This is a genomic window from Chryseobacterium sp. Marseille-Q3244 (genome assembly GCF_940807095.1).
Classification (GTDB): Bacteria; Bacteroidota; Bacteroidia; order Flavobacteriales; family Weeksellaceae; genus Chryseobacterium.
Map to the genome: position 1 here is coordinate 341,241 of NZ_CALNWX010000004.1, position 25,809 is coordinate 367,049.

Here is a 25,809-nt window from a genome sequence, read left to right on the forward strand (position 1 = left end):
CAAGAATTGCTAAATTTATATAGGCGAATAGTAATGTTATATAAAATGGGTAATCTGTTCGAGAACAATAAGTTTGAAATCGAAGTCGAAGGCTTGAAAATTGCTGTAAATGAACATATGTTAAAGGACCAGCAGATTTATCGTCTTGTTTTTGATGATAATAGAGCGCCATTAGTAATTACTTCGGCCAAAACTTGGAATGGTACGATCTGGACAAGTATTCCACAAGGGAGACAAAAAGAGGCGGAGCTATTCGGTAAAGAAATTAGTAAACATTTAAAATCTTAACCATATGTGCTATTACAATGGACAACGGGTATCAAGAGACGAATTCATTCGCTTAATGGATCTGGAAAAGGCGGTAATGAATTATGATTTTTTAGATCAAGAAATACACGAAGGCTTTAATTACGGAAACATCGCTGTTTTACGACCAACAGAAGATAGGTGCAATTTCGATATCGTCCAAATGGAGTGGGGCTTTATCCCTTCTTATACAAAAAACAGAGAAGATGTTAAGAAAATGCGTTTTGGCTATAAAGATGGAAACGGAAAATGGCACCAGGCTTACACAACATTAAATGCAAAAGGTGAAGAGCTGCTTATGAAGGATGAAAATACAGGTCGTGAAAAAATGTTTCGGAAAGCTGCCCTGCAAAGAAGATGTTTAATACTGTCAAGCGAATTTTATGAGTGGAGACATCTTTACCGTCTAAACAAGAGAACTAATCAACCGCTCAAAACAGCAGATAAATATCCTTATCACATTGGTCTCAAAAACAAGGATTATTTTTTTATTGCTGCAATCTGGCAAAATTGGACTGATAAGGACACAGGAGAAACGGTGGATACCGTGGCTCTGGTAACAGCAGAAGCAAATCCTCTAATGAGACAAATTCATAACTCTAAAAATCGTATGCCTACTATGTTGCCAGATGAACTTGCATGGGAATGGATGATGCAAGATCTTAGTGAGGAACGAATAACGGAACTTGCAACCTATCAGATCAACACTTCTGAAATGAAAGCATATACAATTGAAAAAGATTTCAGAACGACTGGAACGCCGACAAAAGCATTTGTATATGCGGATGTCCCTGAACTTACATATGAGATCTAAAATGTATTGTTTCAATTAGAGCAAGACGTCGAAAATTACAAATCGTCTAAGGGACCTTATTAAACTTTGCAAAGTTACATTCTACGTGGATATTACTTTTAAAAAATTACTTTTCTAAAAGTAAGTGAGATCCGGGTGCTTCTTGGAAAATTTTGCCCCTTATATTCATCTGATTTTTTACCTGCAATTCCATGACTCCAACCATACCGTGCTTCACCAGACATCACCAAAAGACTTCTTGGTTCCAGTAGCAATGCCATCACATCCTTGCTTTGGACGTTGACAAAATCCATAAGACATGTGGAACCCAAACTCAATGAAAAAATTGTTTCGTCAAAACAGGGTTGACAGTCCACGTGATTTGCAATCCCTTGTCCAGGTAAGTATTCATTAACAATAAGCTGATCTGGATCTTTCTTTATTAAATTCTCTCTACTTATCCTTTTTATGAATGGTGCAGCCCACTCAGGTAGATCCCCAAGATACATGGAATAATTCAGCGCACGTGCTCTATAATCATATTTATAGCCATAGTGCTGAACTCGTCTTTTCAAATCGTTCAACCAAGGTGCGCTATTGACTGCATTTATCAGGTTTTTCTCCTCTGCACATGTTATGAAATTCGGAATATACTTCAGTCCATTTATAGCACTAAGGTTAACGCCTTCATTTATAGAAGGAATATCATCCAAGTTTTCAGGTACTGGGTTAAATAGATCGTACATCCTTATAATAATTCTAAAATTTCAAATGCTACCGTTTCTTCTGTAGGCGGGTGGTAGCTGTTTCGCCTATTATTGTACCGAATCAGTGAACTCTCTCCAAAGCACCATTTGACCGGGGTATACATTGACTTTCTTTTTTTTACTGTTTTTTCTTTTGAAAAAAATGATTCGGAGCCGAGCGTCAGCAGGACAGGAAAATGGGGAAGCTTAACAGGATTGTATACGCATTTCAAGGACAAAAAACCTAATATTTGACAATTTGAATGATACTTTATAAATCCGTTTTAATATCACAGATGAACTCTTAATTTAAATTTAATTCATTAAACCTAACATCGTAATAATCTTCAAAAAACTCATCCAAAATAATTGAATCCGTTTCATCAAGAATAAACCTAATATCGTCATCTGTAAAATCTGGAATACCAAAATTCCTGATATAATTACCGTTTAAAGAAAAGTAATTAGAAGAGTATGGTTTGCTAGTTGTTCTGATGTAAAACCAAAATAAGCGAGATTCCATTATCTTCTTAATTAGTCTCATTTGTTCATCGGAATGTCCAACAATCGCTTGACCATTGTAAAACATTAAATCCTCATCATTACTGATCAAATAATTAGGAACTTTATCAGAATATTTTGGGAAAAACATTTTGTTCTGCACCCTTTCTAAAGATTGAGTTCTTCCAAAGGCGAACCATTTTTCATAATTTCCTTTACCTTTATCTCGTTTACTAAGCTCACTCCGTTTTTTCATTAAGTAATTATAAGCATTTGGAAATTGATCTTGTAAATAATCTTCTTCCAACAGTTTCGGCTTTTGCTCTTTATCATATGGAAAAATAACTTTTTCTACTATCTCATTAACGTCAACAACCCTACTTAATTTATTTGAATTTATAATATTACGACATAAGTCTCTTTCAATTGGATATAAATCTCCATTTTGTAAGTAAAAAAAATCATCGTCCTCAGCTACCGGTTCAAAAATAAAAAGATCATTTCTTAAAGTTGCTATTCCATGTCTTGTCCTATAAAGGTCTCCAAATGGCTTACCTACTGATTCTATTTTAGATATAATTTCATTATAATGCAAATTCCAACCTTTTTTAGCATCAAGATTTTTGTAAGAAATTAATTGAAATTCATCTTCAGAGGGTAATTCTTTTTGAATTGATCTGTAATATTCAATATTCGTACTCTCCCTTTTTTCAAGAAAACATATACAAGTATAGGTACTCTTCGATTTAAAAATTTGCAAAGTACCGAAATCAATTATTCTGATTGAAGTTTTATTATCCTCAAAATATTTTCTTAAAGCCCTGCCATTTAAACTTTTGAAAAATGTATTCATAGTTATAAAACCTAAGGCGCCGTTAGCAGATAGATTTTCATAACCAATTTGAAAAAATGGAATATAAAGATCCGGGTTACCACTTTTACTTACTGACCAATTGATTAAATTTTCTTTAACACTGTCTTCAAGATTTCTTCCACAAACATACGGAGGGTTTCCTACTATTATTTCAAACCCATTAAAATTTTCATAATGATCTTGCCATTTAAATTTCAATGTATCACCTTGATATAAATTAAATTGAAACTCTTCACAATCTTCACCTGCCGAAATCGCCAACAGTGTTAAAAGCATTTTACTTCGTGCAACAGAATACGATTGAATATCTAGTCCAAAAATTTGATTTTGAAAAATATTATAATAACTCAAACCTGATCTGACCTTGAGTTCTTTAGCAGCTGTAAATAAAAATCCAGCACAACCACAAGCAATATCGGCAATCTTAACAGTTTCAAAATCGATACCATCCCTTGCTAACACTTCCTCAACAATATATTCCCGAATACCTGAAGGAGTATATATGGCACCATTTACAATCCTATCGGAAGGTGATATTACAAACTCAAAAAGTTCAATTAAATCTTCAATAAAGAATTGATCCGAATCTTTACTTAATATTGAGACAAAATCCACTAAGTTTTGATAGTCTACATCCTTTTCAGAAATTTTAAAACTCGATAGAAATGTATTTCTAATGTTTTCTAAACTATTTATATATAAAAATGAAGAGATAAGCAACCTGTCAATCAACAATGGTTTTGTTGAATAATCCCTCAAGTATCTCAAAATATTAACTTTCATCAAAAATTTTTATGCCCCCAGCTGTTTAGTATATTTTCTATATTCTCTATATAAAATTAATAATCTATCTTTCAAATGATCATTTGGCATAATAGCCAAAAAAGCCTCACATTCGCCTATTAAAATATCTAATTGTTCAATATTCCAAATAATTTCATGTTGTGGTTTATATAATTTCATCTTGTTATACATCCATTCTCCCAAATTTGATTCTGCCTTTATTCTTCCATTGTCTTGCCTTGAAAATTGTTTATTATAATCTTCATTGCATGGGTCAATGAAACCTTCGTCATTTTCATTATGAATGTTTTCTTTTTGTGTTGGCCAATTTGCTCTTTTTGCATTATTGCATGACCTACAAGCATAGACTAAATTTGAATAATCTGTATCCTTTATCGTTACTAAATATTTCTGAGGAACAAGATGGTCAATTTCAAACCAAACGGTCCTCCAAATATTTATATCATCACAATAACCACATCTATTTTGATAATCTGTCATTAAATCTTCTCGATGCTCTCGATAATGTGATACTGCTTTAGTGATAGGCCTCCTTACAGGAGTAAATGATCTAAATAATCCCATGCTATTTATTATTAGCTTTTCTTAATTCTTCTAATATCTGTCTAGTTTGAGACACAAAATCAGTTAATTTTGTAATTTCTTGTGGAATCGTTAAATGAGAAGGAATACCTTTTGATTGAGGTTCGAGCTCATCCATTATAACAAAATTTTTTGATAAGTCCTCCTCTTCAGACATGGTCAAACCTTCCTCTCCATTTCGTTTTTTGACAAGTTGTTCAATACGACTTCGCGTATCATCAATTAATTTATAATAGTTAGAAATGCTTATTTTGATTTTAGTCTTTAGCAATTCCAATTCCTCTTTACTTTCACCATCCATTAGATCTTTACTATAAATTATGTGAACATTCTTCATATGATCTATGGCCTCTGGCTCATGTGATGTCAACATTATAATCGGAATATGTGGTCTTACTTTTTTAAACTCATCAAACAGAATATTTCCATTAAAACTAACTTCGCCTTCTTCCTCTAGAAGATAATCAACTACAACAGCATCTACCTCATTTTCGAGTGCCTTACTTATTAAAGACGGAACATCAGATTCTGAATCTACTTTTATTTTTACAATTTCAAAATCAGATTTAAAGCTATGATAAAATTGACTTATTGCTTGATCACTTTCATCTATATGCGCTAATTTATATTTCATTTCCTTGTCTTAAAGGTTATTTTTAAACTTAATCCTTGTTCAACCCCAATGATATTTATTGTAGATTGATTGTATTCCTCAATTATTGATTTAACAATATACAGTCCCAATCCAGTTCCTATTTTATTACCTCTAATATCTTCTCTAGAAGACTCATTTAGAACAAATATTTCATCAGGATCCTCTTTATACTTTTCATCAAGCCCTTTTCCATTGTCAAAAAAACTTATTTCGATATCATCCTGAACCTTTTTCCAATTTATTGTAATTGTTTTCTCTCGTCCTTTTATTCCTTTAACTGCATTTATCGCATTTGAGAGAAGATTGTTAAAAATTGAATCCATATCCACTTCAAATGCCTGAATTTTACAATTATCTTCTCCTTCGATAATTAAGTTAATATTTCTCTGCTGAAGGGCTTTGTTCCAAGTAGATTTAAAACGTTCAAAATAATCAGAAAAATTTAAACCTACTCTTTCTCTTTTATCTCTCTTTAATGTGTTTAAAGAATAATCTAACCAATGTTTTAATTTTGTATCTTCTTCACTCATCAACTTTATCATATAGAAAGGATTATCATCCTTATCCAATTCTTTATCCTTAGCTAGTTCTTCCTCATTTAAATACTTGCTTAATTCATTAATTAAATGTTCTGTTCTCGGAATAAGCCTCGATCTCAAACTTTTAACTTCGTGAGCAAAAGAAGAAATAATTAGACCAACACTTGCTAAACTTCGTAATAGCCTAATTTCATCATCCTTTTCTTCATTTTCTTTAGTCAAAATTTGAACTCCATCCGCTAAAACTTTCTCTCTATCAGTATAAGCAGAGGCAGATTTCCCATCAGAACTTCCATTGTCTTGTTGATTGTTCGTAGCCTCTTCCTTTTCCTCCTCTTCTTTTTTTATATTATCGGCTTCTTCCTGAGCCTTCCTTCTTAACTCTTCTTCTTTATTTTTATCCTTATGTAATTCAGATAAATAATACATTATAGTATTTCTATCTTTTTCAAATAAAGAAATAATATCCTTTATAACATTTTTAAATAGTTCGAAGACATCATTTTCAATGATACCTTCACGACCTGATTTATCTTGAAAACTTATGTTATTTATTCTCGAAATGTTTACCGTTCCTGCAATCTGATTAGGCCTAATTCTATATCCACCTAACCGCTGACCCGCACCGCCTGGACTTTGAGATTGCCTCTCTCCCAGTCTTAACCAATCCTCTCCTTTTTCACCATATGGCCTAATTCTAAATTCATCTCGAAAAATCTTAACCCCACCAAATTTTTTAAGCCAAGCCTTTCTATTAGCACTGTTGAATGACCGATAAGGGTACTTTTTTATATTACCGTCATTCTTATCATCAGATATTGTATTTTTTAAAAAATAAAAAGTAAAATCAAATTTACCTATTTGATCAAGTAAATCTTGGCTCACATCTTTTGACATTATTGAAGACAGAGGCTTCGAAATTTTAATCTTATCTTTTTTGAAATCTGACAACGTATAAGGGCTCACTTTCATAGATTCATAGTCAAAAACTTCAAAATACCTTTTTTCTAATGCTTCAATATCTAATTCCTTGCGACTTATGTCTAAGTTTAGTATTTTATCATTATTTTCATCATAACTTGCTTCAACTTTATAATCAAAATCATCGTAGAAAGCGGTCTTTACTTTTCCAAAATCACTAATATTACTCAGCGAAAACATATCAATTCTAAAATCTGACTGTTCCTTCGGTGGTAATAACATCTCTAAATTTTCAAACAATCTTGTTAATTGGGATAGATTCCAATCATCGTTTAGTTCCGTAATTTCTATAACTGTACCTGAATCAAATGAAATATCATTAATTAACGAACCTATCCTTTCATACTCTCTAAACCTATCTAAAAGAACATTTTTTAAATTTAATGACTCGTTTTGAATTAAAATAGCTTCAACATCTGAGACACTCGCTCCCTTCCGATCAAAATCTCGCCAGTCCACCAGCCACTCCACACCTTTTCCTTCTTCGATAGAGACTGTCGAAAGTTCTGTTAACAATCCCAATCTATTTAAGGCAAAGCGTCCGATCCCTTTTGCTCCAGTTTTTACTCTGCCTTTATCCGATCTCGGATCGTATAATTTATCATCGGTACCGATCGTCATCCATTGATTTGAAATGATCTTTTCAGTCATTCCAATACCATTATCGATTATATAAATTTTACTAAACTCCTTATTGATGGACGGCTCAATGTCACCTTCATTGCTATGATACTTTAAATCAAAAATCAACAAACAATTTTTACTGTCTGCGTCATAAGTATTTTTGACTAACTCAATAATAGCGCCTTCCTCAGTCGAGAAATTTTCTAGTCCAATAAGCTTAGCAGTTCTCGCTGACACTTTGAATGGCAACTTTTTACTAACAGAGACAGTATCTTTCATAAATTTATTGTTTAAAAAATAGTACTTTTATTTAGCTTTTCATTCCTTTTATTATAAAAACATTCAAGCCAAACATATTGTCAGTTTGTGAAGCTCCTTTCTATCACATAAATTAATATTGAAACAAAAGCACTTAATCACCTTACTAAAAGGGAGATAACTCAGAAAAATTAATTCTTGCTTTTGAAAAGCCTATTGCGTAAAGATATTGTTTTTTTTTATCTTTCGTAACTTCTACTAAATAAATTAGGATGGATAGTTATTTTGTAAAACGCATTCCAGGCTTACCTTTCACTTGCAATTGTATCCGGATCTACAAGCTCATGAATGGAAGGAACTTTCGAATACCCGTTCCCTCCATAACGAATATGGTCATTATTTTCACTTTTGTAAGTTGTCAGTATATTTTTAAGCTCAATCGCTCCTTTTATGTCAAAAATTGCCTTTACATTCTCAAAATGCTTTTTAGATGTCATTTTTGCGAAAAAATTGATAGGCTGTGATTCACCATAAATATAAGTATAAGGAAACCACGTTTCGTAATCAACTATTTTCAGATAGCTAACAAAATAACATACCATATCAGCTAATATAAGGTCGGTCTTTTTAAAATCTTCGCACAAATTCATAATAATATACTCTCCAAAACCTGTAATCTTCTTGTGTTCCCTAGAAAAATATTGTTCCAGATATTCATGGTAACACCCAATAAAAGTAAACTTTGAAGCTTCGGTCTTCCTTGCATATTTTTCTTTTTTGTAATATTTAGTATGTAGCAGATCTGCAACGAGTTTGTAGTTTTTGTTTTTTAAGGCAGCAGCTATTGCATACAGGAACAGTTCATGAAAAATTACTTTAAAAATGTCAAATCTAGCAGGGCTCCAGCTGCCTTCGTGTTCTCTCGGACTGTCATAAAGCGGAGCAGTTTCAAAAAATTCGATTAATAATTCATCGCTATTTTCCAGTTCGTTACTTGCCAAAATTTCAATAAATTGTACAAAATCCTCTTTCAATGGTCTATATGATTTCAGCGTATCATATAATTTCTCGCCATAACCGATTATATCAGTTGGCGTATTGGCAAGCTCAAAATCCCAAAGTTTATCCTGAAAGATCTCAATAAAATTTTTCAATTCCCTATATGCAACCTTTCCATTCTTATTGATCTGGTTATTTATTGTCTTTAATTTATTGTGGGTTTCAGCAAGATTTACAACAGAATCAGTGATATAGGTGGGCGCTTTCATTCCTAATTTAGGTTTAGGAAGCGATGGGGCTTCAAGAATATTTCTTAACAATTCCTCATAACTATTTTCAAAATCCTCTTCCCTAGAAAAATCGATATATTTTCTGCTTTGTAAATACACAGGAAGAAATGCATGTCCATCCTCATCCCTCTCTCGGACGAGTGGAATAAATTTGACTTGATCTTCCTTCGAATAGATATTGGGCGTAATAATCTGGGTTTCGGTTCCCACGCCCCCAGATCGATCATTAGATTTTTCTGTATATGTTTTATCAGAAACTATAAGTACCCGAAAAATATCTTTTGCCTTAACCATAGTTTCCATGAAACTATGGATATCATGACCATCTTGAAGTGACCACCTATCCAACACAACGTCAACGCTGTCGTTCATTAGTCTTGTTGCAAGATCAACTATCCATTGTTGATGCTCACTATTACCCCATGCATAGGAAATAAATACTTTTTTACTCATGTAAATTGTGCTATTCTAGGTTTAAAATTTGCGTAAAGAATGCTATAAATTCTCCAGCTTTCTATTACACAAAAGTAAGTAAATCTTTGTGTTTAAAAGCAACCAGCAACAGATCCACGCGAATAATATGAAAAACAAATCAAGGAAAAGTTAAAGACCGCGTAATTTTTCAGCAGTGCATTTCCTACTCTGTTTGAAAAAATCTATTCAGTCCACTTAACGCTATTCCCAAAATGCCTTATGTATAACATTATTATGGCGTGTGCTCTATGGCACCGCGCTTTCCGTTACAAGTCCTCGTTCCTGTGGGTTTTCCACTTCAATCACTCACGCAAAAGATATCGTTTCAAAATCCATAATACAAAACATCAATATCATTGCCAGCCCACAAAAGCAAAAGCACATTTACGCCATGCTCGTTCCTTCATTGTAAAAGAGCTTTCTGCTTCCCTGACATAGAAAATTGAAAGCCGCTCTCCTAAGCTCGTCCGGATGATACGCAGCTTTCAATTACCTATGAATAATACTGCTTTACCACGATTGAAATTTCAGGAAAAATAAGATTTGTTTAATCAGTTTTTATCAAAAGAACAGTCGAAAAAGGGAAGTAAAAATACGTCGGCCAGCCACCGACACCACCCTGCAAGAGAAATAACGAATGAACGGTCTACGCCCCAGAGGGTCCCCCCCCATTAAATCATGATTTCTCTTGACTCTGCACCATTTGACCGGCGTATACATTGACTTTCTTTTTTTTCCTGTTTTTTCTTTTGAAAAAAATGATTCGGGGCCGAGCCTCAGCAAGACAGGAAAAGGGGGAAGCATAACAGGATTGTATAACTTAAAAACAGACGATTATGAACATCATCGGAAGGCTGACAAAAAATGCAGAAGTCAGCAAAACACCAAACGGAAAAGAAGTTGTAAACTTCTCCATCGCAGTGAACGACAGCTACAAAAACAAAGCAGGACAGCGAATCGAGCAGACCGAATTTGTGGACTGCTCCTATTGGCTTACGCCTAAAGCCGTGACATTCCTTGTCAAAGGGCTATTGGTTGAACTATCGGGCAGAATCAGCGCAAGGGCATGGCTGTCAAGTGACGGAACAGCAAAAGCAGGGCTCAACTTCCACACCTCGGCGATCAAGCCTTTAGGAAAATCCTCAAAGCAGGAAAACGGACAAAGTACACAAGCCAGCGCAGGCAAACAGAACGCAAACACCGCAATAGTGTCAGGCTCGGATGATGACGATTTACCTTTCTAATTGTCCGATTCAATCTCACAGATTCATCAATAAACAGAACACCTTAAAATCAGAAATCATGGCACATAATCTAAATTACAACAACAGAACAGGCAGATATTCATTTTTCTCGGTAAAGGAAAAGGCTTGGCACGGACTAGGACAGATTGTTCAGGACTACCCGACAAGTGCCGAGGCAATCCGGCACGCAGGTCTGGACTACGAAGTAGAAAAAAGCCCACTATTTACAAAAGGTTCGGGCATCGTTCAAATTGCAGACGGTATCGTCATTCAGGACACGGAAATCGAGGTTCCCAATTATTTTGCAAACATCCGCACGGACAACAATACCGTACTCGGTGTTGTGGGCAAAGACTACCATATCGTGCAGAAAAAGATGCCTTTACCTTTTTTGATGCTATCGTAGGCGGTGAAAGTGGCATCCTCTACGAAACCGCAGGGGCATTGGGGCAGGGAGAACGTATTTTTATAACCGCCAAACTCCCTAACTACATCCGCATCGGCAATTCCGATGATGTGATTGAAAAATATATCTTCCTGACGACCTCCCATGACGGGAGCGGAAGCATCACGGCAGCCTTCACCCCTATCAGAATCGTCTGTCAGAACACACTGAACGCTTCACTCCGCAACATGAGCAATGTAGTACGCATCAAGCACACCGCAGGAGCAAAACAGCGCCTGAACGATGCCCACAAAGTAATGGGATTGGCGAATAGCCTGACCATGCAGATGGATGGCATTTTCAACAGTTGGGCAAAGGTCAAAGTAAAGGACAGCGAAATCCGCAAGCTGATTCAGCTCGCCCTATGTCCGAACAAGGAAACATTTGACCTGCTGAAAAAAGGGGCGGATGATGAATTGTCAACGATGTTCAAAAACACGGTGGATGATGCATTTGCATACGCCATGATTAACGATACCCAATTGATGGAAACCACAAAAGGGACATTGTTCGGCGCTTATAATGCCGTGACGGGGTACTTTCAAAATGTCCGAAACTACAAAAACCCCGAAGCAAAACTACAGAGCATCGTTCTGGGCGGTACTGCACAGCTTAAAACCCAAAAGGCATTTGAACTATGCACCTCATTTGAGAAAATCGGTGCTGATGTGTTTGAACTGAATTAATAAAACTTTGAAAGGTGGCAGTCCTGCAAAAGTCTGCCACCTAAAATTAATCCTAAAAGATGTACAAATGAAAACACTAAATCAAATGGACAACCTTGATAGAGCCTATTTGCTTGCCAACCTTTTTCCCGATGAACTTAAAAATCTGACGGATTTCATCAAAAAAGAAGCAGATTTCTGCCAAGATAACAAGGAACAGATTTTAAAGGATTGGACAGCAGAGCATATTACTGCCGAACTATGGTACAATTTAATAGCCTTTTTTGTGCGTAGATACAAAAAGAACGGTACAAGACTGTACAGAAATAAAAAAACATTCAGGGACCAGCTTTTTGACGGTTACGATGCGCTGTTCAGTATCAATGCTCTCATCAAATTTACAGCAGAGCCACAGTGTTCTAAAAAGCTAAAATATGCGATTTACTTGCTGTTTGGAGACAGTAAACTTGTACAGATTGATTTAAAATCATAGTCATGAAACCATCAGAAAAAGTGACTGATAAAATGATGCTCAAAGCCTATTCCAATGGTTATCGGAACAACTATGAAATTGCAATTGTAAACCTGACCAACACTTGGTTCAATTCGACGAAACGGATATTTACCATCGCCAGATCGGCAGGGGTCGGACTTGAATTAAGGGACAGATATAGGGATGGCTCTGCAAAATTCTTGGTCTATATCGGATGTAACTGTCCACCTTATGAGCATCTTTTCGGTGAAAAGGACATTGCTTTTATAGAAGCTGACCCCGAAGAAATTGAGCAATTGTATGCTGACAACGAATACATGAAAAGTGACACGCTCCTTTTTACGTATGACGGTATCTCTCATTACAGGACAACGCAGGACATTTGTTATCAAACAGCGGAGTTCGACCTTGAGCTACTATTAGAAATTTTAGAACAAAAAAATCAACAAAAATGACACGTTCAAATCTTCATATCACATTAAGCAACGGCGAAGAAATTATATGCGTTGCTGACAGCTCGAGTGCCCCCGAACAGGGTTATATCGTAGAGGAACTTCTTACGCCCTTACTCGCATTAAGCAATAGCAAAAGAGAACTTTCTTTAATCAAAAAGTACTGCACAATGGACGAGAGACGGACAAATGCATCGTACCGCTATTGCATAAACCTCAAAACCAAAACAGTTACCCTGTTCGAGGAAAATTATAACTACCGCACAGACCGATTTAAAAAGGGTAGTGATTTAACAGAACGCTATACAAGCTACTTAGAAACTTTAAATAATGGAAACCATGAAAAAGGAAAATGAAACATCGTTTCAGGCGCTCGCCATTATCGCTGAAATGGTAACGAAATTCGGACAGCTCTACGTCCTCAATATATCATCCGAAGATTGGGAGCAACTACAGTACGTCAGGGACAGGCTTGAAAAGGTCATTCACGATAATGGCTACCGAATGAACTACGATAAAAATATTAAGCAGAACATTATTAAAAGATAACTATGGATACTTTGGCAAAATACAAGTTCGCAGATTGGTTATTCAACAGATTTGTCGAAAAGTATAAAAATCAAAATGTCGTGGAAGCGTTCATTTTCTTGGACATCCTTTCACGCTATCAGCTATTTGCACAGGAAATACGCAAACTTTCTGACCAACGAAGACATATCAAAGAACTGCACAGAACCGTCACTAAGGCACTGAAAGAAGGAACAGCGCACAGACTTCACCTTGCAGACGAAGAAGGAACAGCAGAATTTAATAAGGTAATGGCAGAATATGAAGCACAATTAAGGGAAATCGGTCTTTCCGAATCATACATCACCGACCGTGTAAGCGACAAAAAAATGAATTATTATGGAAGCAACTAATTTTTTCAGACAGATTGCGAAAATGGAAATGAACAGCAAATTGATGCTAACCATTACCAAAGCAACAGAAAATATAATTATCGTTTCGATATTGATCGAAAATGACAGTTGTGGGGACAAGGCTAAAAACCTGATTCCTCCCTTTAACCTGAAAGGTACGCCCGAAGAACTTGACGAGGGATTTTTTTCCCACATCAAAAAACCTGTTCAGACAGCTTCTGGCCTGCTCTCCAATATGGAACATTTTATGAAACAGGTAGAACTTGCTCAGGCTAATTCTGCGATGGAAAAACAAAACTCCAATAAGGAACAAAAGGACAAAGACAACAGAAACAAGAAATATAATGAAGCCATGCTAAAAGCGGATGCCTTTGAAAAGGAGGGAAAATACAAAGATGCTTGGACTGCACTCCCTAAAGTCGGGGATTATCCTGAACATTCCGAAGTTATCAAAAACAAACAGGAAATCTATGAAAGACAGTTTGCCCCTAGCCTATTTTCAGATACAGGAAAAGAAACAGTCGAAATCACTCACGAGAATAACCCTTAAAATCAATAGTATGTTAGTAGCAACAGCACTTCCAAGAGTATTCGTACTCAAAGAGAAAGAACAGGAAATCAGGCTTGACGACCCTGAGCCAAAATGGAGCGTACAGGCAGTCCTTAATTTTTATTCAAATAACTATCCTGTACTCACCACTGCGAAAATTTCACGTCCCACGATTGCGGATGATACGATTCTCTATCGTTTTGAGACGGTCATCGGAACTAAAGGTTAACTAAAAAATCAAACACATGAATTATGCAAACACAATATCCCGAAACGGTAAAGTTACCAAGAAAAGAAAACCAAGCGCCACTGCACCGACAGTTGGAGCAGTTCGAACGGTGGATGAGAAAACCAAAGGATGCAGGGGAAATACAAAAGGACAAACAGAAGTCCGTACCACCTGCGATGTTGCCAATGCCTTTTTAGGAATGCGCTTTCCTCCACGATTGCAGGAAACCGAAACTATACAGGACTGTGATAGATTAAAAATGGATAGGGATTTTAAAAAATCCCTGTCTCTAATCGCTAAAAAATTTAATCTTTCTTTACAGGATTGTGGAAATATCCCTTTTCCGTATAACATTGCTGAATCATTGGTAGACCTTAAAAAACAGCTTAAAATTACGGAGACGGATTGGAAAGAAGTCCGATTGATACATCATAATAACAGCACTTACTTTGCAAAAGAAGACAGATACGACACAGGAATGACTTTATACTATATCCCTGTGATTCCACTTTATGGTATCCTGCACAATTCAGAAACTGAACAGGCTAGTAAGCTTTTACTTTCTGTATATGCCTACATCTATCAGGTTCTCGGTGTACCCTACTATAGAGCTGATGATTGCTATTTGTACTCTATGTATGAAATGCATGAAAATTGGATGTACGATGACGGTGCGGAGGAAGAGTTTATAGCCGACTTCAATGATGCTAAACGCATCGGTGATTTTATCAAAAAAATAATCAGTGACCCGATAAACCTGCGCAGTTACACAAGCCGTTTAAAAACATTTGTCTCAAAAACCGATTTTGATAAAAAATGCCTGACTGTTGCAAAGTCTTTTTATAAGATTTTTAGCGCCTATCCTAATGTTCGAATCAATAGAAAATTCTATCCCTTGCGTTTCAGGGAAAGAATAGAAATTGATGAGCGTGCAGTTTCATTGGATAACTATGTTTCTTTTTGCGCTTCGATTCACGGTAGTTTATTTGAATCGCTCTGCCAGTCCATTAACGAAGATTTACAGGAATACTGCGAAATAGACGAGCCTACACGCTTTATCCCCTACGACAACAGGAGAATAAAAGAAAACAATTTTGATTTTGAAAGCAAGGTTTTTAATGCCATTGATAACCTTATTCAAATTTGGCAGGAACATCAACTCTAAAATTTAGAAATCATGGAAGATATTACAAACAGTTTTGGAACTTATTTTTACCCCTCAAGCGCATTGGTTTTTTATCAAAGCAACGGTGGCTTAAATGATACTTATGTAGAACACTTTGATATGGACAGTAATGGAGCGCCCGTCAATCCCCACCCCCTTACGATAAGTGAAGCAAAAAGGTTGGCGACAGCACTAAATATTGATGAAGATAGTCTCACTCAGTTAAAATCGGATGGCATTTTACCCAATAACCTATTGTCATTTGACGCAAAATCCGCAACCATAATTTGGTATAGTAAAGCTCAAAAAAGAGAACTTATATTTTCTGAGGGACTTGGAATAAAGTCTGGAACAGCACAAATTCCGCCTTTGGTTTGGATGGCAGACCGAGAATCACTCCATGTTTATGCTTTAGCGATAAATAGTAAACCAACAGCAAACACCGCCCTGCATTATGCACCTTTTTTCAATGTATATGAAAGTGGTGAGGTCTGTATGGGAACAGTGGACATAAAAGCAACCGAAACAGGTTCCATAAAAGAGCTGATGACCTTATGGGAAAACTATTTTTTTAATAGCTATTTCTCCCACCTGATGGCTGACCATAATCCTGTTAACGGAAACTGTGTACTGCTATGGGAAAGCCTAATCGGAACTGATACCATGTTCCCAACTGATAGACTTATCAAAAGCAATCAAAAACTTAAAGATATATTACGATGAGATCACCAAAAACAAATGTCCACTTTCTGGACAATTACCTTCTAAGCCCAACAAACCCCGTCCGTGTCAACGTAATCGGTGCAGGGGGAACAGGTTCGAAATTTATGACTGCGCTGATGGAAATCAACCACAGTTTATTGGAACTTAACCACCCAGGATTGGAGGTACATCTGTGGGATGACGATATGATAACCTCCGCAAACGTAGGTCGCCAAAGATTTGCAGAATCAGAAAAGGGACTTTATAAATCTCAGGCAATTATCAATAGACTTAACCGTTGGTCGGGCACAAACTGGAAAGCCAAAACAGAAAAATTCCAACGGGTTGAAAATGGAGAAATACCGCTCCATGCAGGTGCATCAATTTATGTATCCTGTGTAGATACCGTGCATTCAAGATTTACGATGTCAGAAATATTACAGGAACTAAATAACAAATACCCAAACCATAGGAATAAAGGAAGGTATTGGTTAGACCTTGGGAACACCAAATACACAGGGCAGGCAATACTGTCAACCATTGGAAAAATAGAACAGCCCACATCAAAAAAATTTCAAACCTTTGATTCGCTTCCCTCCATTATTGCGGAATACGGTGATGCAATGCTCAGTTCTGAAAAAGAGGATAACACCCCAAGTTGCTCGCTGGCTGAAGCTCTTTTAAAACAGGACCTTTTTATCAACAGTACCATTGCACAAATGGGAGCTTCCCTACTTTGGAATTTGTTTACAACGGGAATGACAGAAAACAGGGGCTTCTTTTTAAATCTAAAGAATTTTAGAACACAACCTATTTGCGTTGGCAGTTGAAAAACTGCCCGCGCCAAAATTCGGTTCCTCCTATTGTCGGAACCGAATTTTGGCAGAAAAGCGGTGCAAGCGCTTTTAAAAATAGCTTCCGCTAAGCCATTCCATTTTTAAAACCGCTTGCGGTTCGTTCATTATTTTGGTTTGTTTTCTTCTAACAGCTAAATTCTATTTATCAGTTTATACTTTTTTGCTAATTCTTTCACCATAAATCTAACCAACAAATTTGCCACGATTTCAAAAGAAAATCTAATTATAAAAAGGATTATTTTCAAAGTTTATAAACAAAAAAAGCACCGACGGGTGCTTTTCAAACTTCATTTAATGCTATGATTTTATATTTATCCAGCCTTCCATAAAACAAATTCTGATGTATATTTTAGACATTAATTTTATTATAAAATCGATTTTCTATTGATGTCAAAAATATCAATTTCATTTTCTTCTAACAATGTCTCTAAAGCATCGGAACCTTTTTGCTTAAATAATTCAAATTCAGGTTCTGATATCGGAATAGCAAGAAGAAAATGGACTTCTTCATTTTGCACCATAAAATCTTCAAGTTTATCCTCCCACAAATACGGTGCAGTAAAATAAATTTGTTTCATTTCAGAAGCAGGGTAATACATTTCAACAAGTTTTTCAAAAACCACCCCTTCAGAAACCTTCCATTGATCTTTAATACAAAAAAAAGCACTTGTACTCACAATATTTCCCACTTTATCTTGCGCCGAATATCCTGAAATCATTAGTTCGTAGTTTTTATCACCTACGGAATAATCAGACAATCCAATTGTAGCATAAAAAATAACATTTTTATCTAAAGGATCGGGACATTCCATAATGAAAATAGCATTTTCACCCGTATCATCTCCATATTTAATGACTTTAGGTTCTGTACCTACTATTGGTGCGAGCTTTTTATATAATTCTTTTTGTCTTTCTGTTGGTTTCATCTATAAAAGCATTTTATGAAAAAATAACTATCAATCTATTCTGTTTCCTCTGGCAAAATGTAATAAAAAAGCTACCTGAGAGGCAGCTTCCATTATATCACTAATATCTATTTAAGGGTATTTTTCCTTTTATTCGATCTTTCCTAAAGCTTGTGCAACTATGGATATATGTTCTCTTAATTTAACTTTTTGTAAATTTTCTACTTTTTCCGGTCCCCCGAGCCCTAGAAGAGGCACGTAACCATAACATTCATCTGCTTCAACTTTTCCAAGTCTTTCTTTCGCTGGTTCATAATTATCTAATAATAATTCTTCCGAAAAGTATTCCCAATCAGTCATTATCGAATTAAACAAAACATTGACTTTTCTTCCAATCACCTTTGAAACGCTATGACGGATGTTTATATAAATCACACTTCCACCCTCATACGAATATAATCCCCCAAAAGCATCCCTAGCAAAACAAATTGATGGTTCATGGACAGGAACATAAATTTCCTTTAAAATAGGATCAAATTGTACCGGATCAACTACCCAAAAAAAACCATCCATATAACTTCCCGCACCGTTCGATATAAAACTGAAAAGCTCATCCGGTAAAAAGCTTTTTACTTGCTCAAGGTGATCATTTGGCAACTCAACTTTATGCTCAATATTTCCGTATTCTTCAATAAATTTTTCAAACATGATATCTTTTTTACTATAACAAATATAATCATTTAAAGCCTATTACGGGTATAGTTCGACGTTTAAATATGTACTTTTTCGCTCCGCCTCGCTCATTTTCTCAGCAGCATCTCTGACATTTTTATCAAGGTCATCTATCCTTGTTTTCCACTGACTACCCAAGCTTGAATTTACTCTTTTATCACCCATCCCAGTTACTTTATCTCCGAATCCGCCAGCAATTTGATCTGGATCGTGTAGAGCTGCTTTATCACTCATCCATTCTTCTGCTTCCAATTTTGCTTTTTTAGGAGACATTCCACTTTCAATATTGTTTTCAATTCTTTCCTGCAATGCTTCTTGTCTGAACCTTTTCTGAGCAGCACTACCTTCTGCTGATCTTCCATTTTTCAGGTATTCATCTCTGTTCTTTAAAAAATCATCAACACTTAGTTTATTTAAACCTTCTTGTTGACCTTTCAATTGTCGGATGAACTCATCTAAATCATGCTCAATATTTTTTAGGAATGGATTAGTTACCTTAAATTTAGGAAGCAAACTTCTAGTAACTACAGCAGCAATTTCATCACTTTCTTTTTTAGCTAGCTGCTCCAAGGTTTCCTTTATTCCTTTTTTTGCACCTGCTTCCAAAGCCTCTTTACCTGCTTTTTCTGCACCTGCCTCTGCAACTTCCTTTACAGTCTTTTCAACAACTACTTCTGCACCTTCCTTTAAAGCTGTCTTACCTGCTGTAGCTGCTAGTGAGCCACCGGCCGTGTACACAGCTGCAACAGCATCTGGTATAAATTCTCCAACGGTAGTACCGATCTTCCGAGGATTTTTAGCGATCCATTCGCCCGTATCTTGAGCTCCCTTGACAATATCATTTCCAAGCTTATCCCAATTTTCTTCTTTGGAAGCCCAATCCCATGTTGAATTTGCTGCTTTTTCTAAATTGCCTGGTGTCGTACTCCATTTGTATGCCTCATTAAGTCCTTTAGTGGTCGCCTCATACCCCTCTTTCACCATACCTCCTAAAGCTTCGGCAGTACCTACCGGATCTTGCCCAACCTGATAGATAACTTCCCCAAGTCCAACTACTCCATTCACTGCGCCTTCCACCAATCCCGTTCCAAGATCATCAAACCAATCCTTTGCTCCCGCTATTGGCTTCATCCAGTCAGGAATCATTTTATCACGCTCAGCTCGATTTTCTTTTGTTTTTTGTTCAAGCCAGTCAAATCCTTCTTTAATGTAATCGCTGGGCATTTTCCCCTCTCCTATACCGTAGGCAACGGCGGAAGCCCTATCAAAAAATATACTGATCTTACCTCCAAAAATACAATTGCAGGTAGAATCTTCTAAAAGCATCCTGTTTCCATTAATTTTTACACCATCCTTCGGATTATCCCATTGCAAGGTCGTAGGTAAACAGGTAACACCCGTAGCCCATTTTGCAGGACAGGTACAAAGTCCCATTGGTTTAAGGTGAAAAAAAGGTAACTTATCTGCCTCGGTTGCCATTGGCACCGCATATATTGTCGTATTTTTGTTAAAGCTAACCCGTAATGTCGATGGGCTCGTTCCTTTATCGCAGGCGAGAAAAGCACCCTCTGGCACATACTTTTTTGCCATGATCCACTTATTTATAGTTAACGTTCTTAACGCAGGTGCAGATTTCTACCAATTTGGTTTTTCTAAAAATCCGCTCCAATTCACTTAGGTTTTCTTTCGACTCCAAGACCGTGAAATCAGGAATCTTTAATATTTCCGATACCAGACAACCTGATAAACGTTTAATCTTTACGTTGTCGGCATAGATATCTAGACAGTTTAGTTCTGCTAGTTTATCGGCATCCTTACTGCTCAGTAGTATAAAGTATCGGTCATTTTGAAAGACAAGATCCTCTATCTTAAAAATCATATTGCTTTTAAAATATTTCTTTCTTCACGGTACAGCGTACCAGGAATTTCCGCTATACTCATGCACATACTCTGTTCAGACCAAGGCCATTCATCCAAACGGTATCTTTCGATGTAACCTAACTGTAGCTGTGTTGGAACGCGTGGCCTGTTTTTCAAAATCCTGATCATGGCAGTAACTTTCTCCTGTTCAAACTTTTCATCGTCAATTGTCCCCTTAACTTCAATCTGGATTTTGCCGCCTTCTAATTCTGTAAGCGTTTCCACGGTATTAATCGGAACCATTTTTGCCGCCAAAAAATTGGGAAGTTCACGATATCCAGTTGTCTCTTCATCTTTTTTTAACTGCTTTGCATGAATACCCGGAAATAAAAGAAGATAAGGCTGTGCAAAACGTAAAGCATCCGATAAGTTGTCTGCGTTTTCCAAAAGTTCATTAATACCTGTAATAAAAATATCTTTGTGCGAGTCTTTCTTATGTACTTTTATAAGCTCAGGTTTAATTTTTTCCCATTTCCGGCGTATATCTTCCATATTTAAGATTGTACCTAATTGCCCTTTTTCATTTAGTGTAAAAATCAGTTCACTCCTAATCTCATGAATATCGCCCACCCAACTGTACAAGCCAGTAGCATTACTCTGTTTATATCGAATTATATTGATTTTAAAGGTGGGAACTCCCTGAAAGACGGACAATAACTTTACATCGAGACCAATTTCCAAATGATTCTCATTGCGCAAACCCTGAAATTGATAGCGCTCTTCCCTGAGAAAAGCATACTTTCTTGTTTTCCCAATATCCTGAATATCGAACTCCATAATTATCCTTTATTAATTTCTACATCTGCCCCTGTAATATTGGTCGGCCCACTTGAATTGATCTTTGAAGATTTACTGTCAATAGCTAAGTCAGCATCGGTCGTGATATCCATGTTGCCATTACTATGAATAGTAAATGTTCCCGCAGTCGCATCGAAACTGATGTTTCCATTGGTAACTGTTCCGGTAATCCCCTTTTTGTCGATGACAATTTTATTTCCGCCAACCTGAAAGGTTATACTTGTCTTGCCGTCAAGCGTAATATTACCTGCTGCGTCCATATTTAAGAGAGATTGTGGCGGGGCATTTTTTTTACCGCCGACATTAATGGAACTATTGCTGCCAGCATTTACACTATGGGCTGTTTTTGCATTTGTTGTGGCATTTCCAGCTCCGTCAAAATGCATGTTTGCTCCGCCCTGATCCTGTAGATTCATGGAACCTGCACCATTATGAAATTTCAATTCTGCTCCGCTCCTACCACTGAAACTCATTACATTATTCCCTTCACCACCACCAGCGCCAACTTTTCCATGAAACATGCCTCCCATAACAAATGGCCGATCGGGATGCAGATGGACAAAATTTACAATAACCTGATCCCCCACTTCAGGTACAGACATAAATCCACGATTTTTGCTGACCTTATCGCTACTACCTGCATCGGGAGACATTACACGGATAAATTCAGTAGAATCTTTTCCACGTTGCCAGTCCAGTTGCACCTGTACGCGCCCTTGATTGAGTGGATCTGTATTTGACATTACTTTCCCAAACTGCGGTTCCGCAGTTGGAACTACAAATTCCGGCCTTGGGATGAATCCTGTATCGGATGCAATCGCTTGAAATGAACCATCATAATACCCGCGAGCGTCAACTTCGTGCATCACTTCAATAAGCATCAGTTTTGTAAAGTATGAGGTTTCGCTACTATTAGCTTTTCTCATCTCGATATCCGCTATACAGCCAGGATGAAGAAACGGAACTGTTGTATTTCCTGAGGTAACAAAAACTTCCGACGCTTTACTCCCGGCAGTGCCTTTCTGCGATGCATCAATATCCATAAAGGTTGCTGCTTTTATAGGGGCAACACGTAAAGATGGTGTTTGAAAAGTCCGTTCAGAAATCTCATATGCTCTTTTGGCAATATCTGATTTATGGTCAATTTTACTTTTTCCACCAGCGAATTTTTCATCTTTACTACTGTTATAACCATAGAATGTTGGATTTACATGCTGCGCCTTCATTTTGATTTTCACATCAGTCAGATTGCTGCCATAAGTAAGTACAACGGGTTTCTCCTGCGGCGGTAACTGTCCAAAATGAAGGACTTCACCATCATAGAAAAATTGTTCACCATAAGCTTCTGCCATTCTAGCCAGATAGTTATAATGTGTCTCCTCATACTGACAACTATAAGGTACATTTCCATAGCGGGAATCAACCCTGAAATCAAATTTGTCTGCACCTAAGCCTTCTTTGATGACTTCACTTGCTATACTATTTAGGCTGATAGGTCTTGATCCGCCGAAACTCTGAATATGCGGTGCTGCATCCAATAATATTGTGGGGCTATAGCCTGTCATGACAAGATTGCCTAGACTTCCTTTTTCCTGGCTAAAACCTACTTCTGTAATAACTCCTACAAAATTTCTCTCAGGGCTATTATCTACATCTTTATATTTAAAGACAATGGTTATTCTTTTTCCCAGAAAATTTTGCGCCTCTTCCAGATTGTGATTTTCCGCCGCTCCTAAGGTATCATGAGCAAGTGTAAGCTCAAATTCATGGTGCTTCACAGCGCTTTGGGTAAGTTTAAGGTGCTTGAAATATTTGATTTCTTTTCCATCGACAAAAATATCGAGCTTTACTACCCTATTGATCCCTGCAATTGCATTTTCAGGAATCCCTGCTGCATTAAATATTTTGGAAGTAGGCTGGTTTGACCAAACTTTTTCCTTGAGAGTGGTGGGGTCATTTGGTAATAACGGCTGATTCAGAAACTGCCGCCCCGTGTCGGTTATATTTTTTGCTTGTTTAAGATACTCTTTTTGTGGACCCGGAATATTAGTAACGTCATCTAAATTGACGTCACTTAACGAATCCAAAACGTTTTTCTTGGATGAATCTATTCCCTTACTGGAAAGATTATCTTCTTGTTGAAACATGATAACATAATTTTTTTCGGTTGTGTTATTTAAAAAGGTTTATCACCGAGCGGTGAATTCAATTACCAGGGCTACAAATTAATAAGCAGGTAGTACTTTCACAAGGCTATCGTAGTAGAGATCTGATAATGGTACCAAAAGAAATTCCGTGGGTCGAAATTACTCTTTAAGTATTAAGATACGCGAACTATTGTTTGGTTGTATTCATTCTTTTTCATAAGCATTTTAATGATTTTGGTTTTGCAATATAATACCTTACAACTTCACGGCAAAATGATTTTGACATTATTTTAAAAATTGTCGTAATTCTACTAATCAGAGTTTTACAGTGTTTACCTACTGTCCTTTTCTATTTTTTCAACTTTGTAAACATAAACTTTAAAAGTATCGCCTTGTTCATTTGTGCCAATGAATTCCAGCAGTTCCACAGGAACTCGCACTTGTTCTTTTACAACTCGCTTTGTCCATTTTACATTAATTAATTCACCAATCATAAGTTAAATATAGGAAATGAGCTTATAGCAAAAATTAGAAAATCCCGATTGATCCAGCAAACAAATGTTTTTTTTAACTGAAATGCAAAACAATATTTATCCTGCATATTAGTGTTCAAAAATTTATTATATTGTAGCTAGAAACTAACAAGCCATTACTAATGCCAAATAACCTATTAAACCGGATCAATTACGTCCATGTTGGAAAACATGGGACATTCTACCCTGACAATAATCCCCTGTACAATTCAACACCAGAGGAGGTTGATTCATTGTTCAACTTCTTAAAGGATAATAATAAATCTAAGTTACTGTTATACTTTCACGGTGGATTGGTTCCCGCGGACGAAGGATTGAAAACCGCTGAAAGAATTGTAAGGTATAGCAGCTCAGGTTCTGATTCCCATGCATTCTGCTTTGTCTGGGAAACAGGCTGGATGAAGACAATTACAGATAATCTAACGACCATTTCTAATTCTGATTTTTTCAGGAAAATTTTAATAAAAGTTTTAAAGGTCACAGGTCCAAAATTAGGAATTGAACCTGATGATCTTTTCGACGGTGCAAAAGGTTTTGCTCAATTTACAGAAGAAGAAATTGAAGCCGAACTCAGAAAAGAAGCACCTTTTGAAAGCTATCAGATTAATGCGGGCGCAAAATCGGCAACAATCTTAGATGCTGAATCTGCAATGGATGAAAGTGGTATTCAGATCCTAGAGAGTGAATTGCAAGCAGAGCTCGAACTAGAAATAGAAAGCGACCCAGAGCTACAGGAACTTATTTCTACTGAAAAAAGTCAGGCTGAAGAAGATATCTTAGATCCTAAGTACAAGCACAATTTAGAAGAAAATGCCAAAGGGTTAATCACCACAATGGAAGTGATTATAGGAGCAACCAAAGTTGCAATCCGTGTTATAAAGCGTTATATAAAAAAAAGAAATCATGATTTTTATCCAACAGTCGCCGAAGAGACCATGCGTGAATTGTATGTTTCGGAACTTGGGAATTGGCTTTGGGGAAATATGAAAAAGAAAGCCACAGATATGTGGAAGCACAGCGACTTTGAAGGAGACTACACTCAGTGGCCTGTAGGATTATATTTCATAAAAAAGCTTGCTGAGTATCAAGAAGAAACAGGCAAAAAATTAACAATCGATTTAGTGGGACATTCTGCTGGTTCTATCGTCATCTGTGAATTGATAAAAATGATATCGGCCAAAGGCTATGACATAAAATTTCGCAATGTTATTTTCATGGCTCCAGCATGTCGTACAGATCTTTTTAAAGATACCATCCTTAAAAACCCTTCGATCTTTACTTCATTCAGATGTTTCACTATGTCCGACGAATATGAGAAAAAGGATAGACTGTTTTACTTTGTGTACCCAAGATCCCTCCTATATCTAATTTCAGGGATACTGGAAGATGAGAGCGATGCATTGATTTTAGGGCTCCAAAGACATACGACAGGGAATCACCCATATAATGATAATAATGCCATCCAAATATCAGATTTTCTAAAAAAAGAAGGTCATACTGTTTATTCAGTGACGGATAAAAGCGCGTTAGACGGATTCCGATCTGGAGCACGAAAACATGGAGCCTTTGACGATGATGAAGAAACGACATTGGATAGTATTATACATATAATAAAGCAATAACAAA

At 36.5% G+C, this 25,809-nt stretch carries 26 protein-coding genes and 1 pseudogene; 15 read left to right on the plus strand and 12 right to left on the minus strand.

Translation table 11 applies throughout. The features are described from left to right. Positions 1-45 precede the first annotated feature (45 nt). Together NBX25_RS09735 and NBX25_RS09740 are read left to right on the plus strand one after the other, a co-directional pair. Positions 46-288 carry a hypothetical protein gene (locus tag NBX25_RS09735; protein ID WP_250253500.1) on the plus strand — a complete coding sequence of 81 codons (243 nt, stop codon included), beginning with the start codon at positions 46-48 and terminating at the stop codon, positions 286-288. Positions 289-343: 55 nt separating this feature from the next. After that, a complete protein-coding gene (locus NBX25_RS09740; RefSeq protein ID WP_250253501.1) occupies positions 344-1,120 on the plus strand; it encodes an SOS response-associated peptidase in 777 nt (258 codons plus the stop codon). Positions 1,121-1,218: 98 nt separating this feature from the next. Here NBX25_RS09740 and NBX25_RS09745 read toward each other — a convergent pair whose 3' ends face one another. The 6 genes from NBX25_RS09745 to NBX25_RS09770 all read right to left on the minus strand — a co-directional run bounded on the left by NBX25_RS09745 (position 1,219) and on the right by NBX25_RS09770 (position 9,405). Next, a complete protein-coding gene (locus NBX25_RS09745) occupies positions 1,219-1,845 on the minus strand; it encodes an alpha-ketoglutarate-dependent dioxygenase AlkB (protein ID WP_250253502.1) in 627 nt (208 codons plus the stop codon). Between the two features lie 304 nt (positions 1,846-2,149). After that, positions 2,150-4,003, minus strand: coding sequence for an Eco57I restriction-modification methylase domain-containing protein (locus NBX25_RS09750; RefSeq protein ID WP_250253503.1), 1,854 nt, complete (start codon positions 4,001-4,003; stop codon positions 2,150-2,152). A 9-nt stretch (positions 4,004-4,012) separates the two neighbouring features. Next, entirely contained in the window at positions 4,013-4,588 is a 576-nt protein-coding gene (locus NBX25_RS09755) for an HNH endonuclease (RefSeq protein ID WP_250253504.1), read from the minus strand. Between the two features lies 1 nt (position 4,589). After that, a complete protein-coding gene (locus tag NBX25_RS09760) occupies positions 4,590-5,240 on the minus strand; it encodes a hypothetical protein (protein WP_250253505.1) in 651 nt (216 codons plus the stop codon). Further along, positions 5,237-7,684 (minus strand): ATP-binding protein, encoded by a 2,448-nt coding sequence (locus NBX25_RS09765; RefSeq protein ID WP_250253506.1) that lies wholly within the window; start codon positions 7,682-7,684, stop codon positions 5,237-5,239. The genes NBX25_RS09760 and NBX25_RS09765 overlap by 4 nt, the downstream gene beginning before the upstream one ends. A 284-nt stretch (positions 7,685-7,968) precedes the next feature. Then, complete coding sequence (locus NBX25_RS09770; RefSeq protein WP_250253507.1) at positions 7,969-9,405, minus strand: toll/interleukin-1 receptor domain-containing protein; 1,437 nt, start codon at positions 9,403-9,405, stop codon at positions 7,969-7,971. Between the two features lie 857 nt (positions 9,406-10,262). Between NBX25_RS09770 and NBX25_RS09775 the strand changes: the two genes are divergently transcribed. From NBX25_RS09775 to NBX25_RS09830, 12 genes and pseudogenes are all read left to right on the plus strand, one after another. Then, a complete protein-coding gene (locus NBX25_RS09775) occupies positions 10,263-10,670 on the plus strand; it encodes a single-stranded DNA-binding protein (RefSeq protein WP_250253508.1) in 408 nt (135 codons plus the stop codon). Positions 10,671-10,728: 58 nt separating this feature from the next. Then, a pseudogene (locus NBX25_RS09780) lies at positions 10,729-11,801 on the plus strand (DUF932 domain-containing protein). A gap of 67 nt (positions 11,802-11,868) precedes the next feature. Further along, the gene (locus tag NBX25_RS09785) at positions 11,869-12,273 is read left to right on the plus strand and encodes a hypothetical protein (protein WP_250253509.1); all 405 of its coding nucleotides are present in this window, start codon (positions 11,869-11,871) and stop codon (positions 12,271-12,273) included. Between the two features lie 2 nt (positions 12,274-12,275). Continuing rightward, positions 12,276-12,728 carry a hypothetical protein gene (locus NBX25_RS09790; protein ID WP_250253510.1) on the plus strand — a complete coding sequence of 151 codons (453 nt, stop codon included), beginning with the start codon at positions 12,276-12,278 and terminating at the stop codon, positions 12,726-12,728. After that, positions 12,725-13,081, plus strand: coding sequence for a penicillin-binding protein (locus tag NBX25_RS09795; RefSeq protein ID WP_250253511.1), 357 nt, complete (start codon positions 12,725-12,727; stop codon positions 13,079-13,081). Before NBX25_RS09790 ends, NBX25_RS09795 begins: the two co-directional genes overlap by 4 nt. Next, entirely contained in the window at positions 13,065-13,274 is a 210-nt protein-coding gene (locus NBX25_RS09800; protein WP_250253512.1) for a hypothetical protein, read from the plus strand. Before NBX25_RS09795 ends, NBX25_RS09800 begins: the two co-directional genes overlap by 17 nt. A 2-nt stretch (positions 13,275-13,276) precedes the next feature. Beyond that, a complete protein-coding gene (locus NBX25_RS09805) occupies positions 13,277-13,645 on the plus strand; it encodes a hypothetical protein (RefSeq protein WP_250253513.1) in 369 nt (122 codons plus the stop codon). Continuing rightward, on the plus strand, positions 13,632-14,195 hold the full coding sequence (locus NBX25_RS09810; RefSeq protein ID WP_120334266.1) for a PRTRC system protein E: 564 nt from the start codon (positions 13,632-13,634) through the stop codon (positions 14,193-14,195). Before NBX25_RS09805 ends, NBX25_RS09810 begins: the two co-directional genes overlap by 14 nt. Before the next feature lie 10 nt (positions 14,196-14,205). Next, entirely contained in the window at positions 14,206-14,424 is a 219-nt protein-coding gene (locus NBX25_RS09815) for a PRTRC system protein C (protein WP_250253514.1), read from the plus strand. Between the two features lie 16 nt (positions 14,425-14,440). Next, complete coding sequence (locus NBX25_RS09820) at positions 14,441-15,589, plus strand: hypothetical protein (RefSeq protein WP_250253515.1); 1,149 nt, start codon at positions 14,441-14,443, stop codon at positions 15,587-15,589. 12 nt (positions 15,590-15,601) lie between these two features. Beyond that, complete coding sequence (locus NBX25_RS09825) at positions 15,602-16,312, plus strand: PRTRC system protein B (protein WP_250253516.1); 711 nt, start codon at positions 15,602-15,604, stop codon at positions 16,310-16,312. Next, positions 16,309-17,121 (plus strand): PRTRC system ThiF family protein, encoded by an 813-nt coding sequence (locus tag NBX25_RS09830; RefSeq protein ID WP_250253517.1) that lies wholly within the window; start codon positions 16,309-16,311, stop codon positions 17,119-17,121. Before NBX25_RS09825 ends, NBX25_RS09830 begins: the two co-directional genes overlap by 4 nt. A gap of 392 nt (positions 17,122-17,513) precedes the next feature. On the opposite strand, the gene NBX25_RS09835 is transcribed toward NBX25_RS09830, so the two are convergent. The 6 genes from NBX25_RS09835 to NBX25_RS09860 form a co-directional block, all read right to left on the minus strand. Next, complete coding sequence (locus NBX25_RS09835) at positions 17,514-18,074, minus strand: suppressor of fused domain protein (RefSeq protein ID WP_250253518.1); 561 nt, start codon at positions 18,072-18,074, stop codon at positions 17,514-17,516. 129 nt (positions 18,075-18,203) lie between these two features. Beyond that, positions 18,204-18,761: a T6SS immunity protein Tdi1 domain-containing protein gene (locus NBX25_RS09840; protein ID WP_250253519.1), complete on the minus strand. Its 558-nt coding sequence runs from the start codon at positions 18,759-18,761 to the stop codon at positions 18,204-18,206. 42 nt (positions 18,762-18,803) lie between these two features. Beyond that, on the minus strand, positions 18,804-20,375 hold the full coding sequence (locus tag NBX25_RS09845) for a polymorphic toxin type 15 domain-containing protein (RefSeq protein WP_250253520.1): 1,572 nt from the start codon (positions 20,373-20,375) through the stop codon (positions 18,804-18,806). Between the two features lie 285 nt (positions 20,376-20,660). Next, a complete protein-coding gene (locus tag NBX25_RS09850; RefSeq protein ID WP_250253521.1) occupies positions 20,661-21,482 on the minus strand; it encodes a hypothetical protein in 822 nt (273 codons plus the stop codon). A gap of 2 nt (positions 21,483-21,484) precedes the next feature. Continuing rightward, a complete protein-coding gene (locus tag NBX25_RS09855) occupies positions 21,485-23,650 on the minus strand; it encodes a type VI secretion system Vgr family protein (RefSeq protein ID WP_502799748.1) in 2,166 nt (721 codons plus the stop codon). 332 nt (positions 23,651-23,982) lie between these two features. After that, positions 23,983-24,144 carry a hypothetical protein gene (locus NBX25_RS09860; RefSeq protein ID WP_250253522.1) on the minus strand — a complete coding sequence of 54 codons (162 nt, stop codon included), beginning with the start codon at positions 24,142-24,144 and terminating at the stop codon, positions 23,983-23,985. A 161-nt stretch (positions 24,145-24,305) separates the two neighbouring features. Between NBX25_RS09860 and NBX25_RS09865 the strand changes: the two genes are divergently transcribed. Further along, a complete protein-coding gene (locus NBX25_RS09865) occupies positions 24,306-25,805 on the plus strand; it encodes an alpha/beta hydrolase (RefSeq protein ID WP_250253523.1) in 1,500 nt (499 codons plus the stop codon). Positions 25,806-25,809 lie beyond the last annotated feature (4 nt).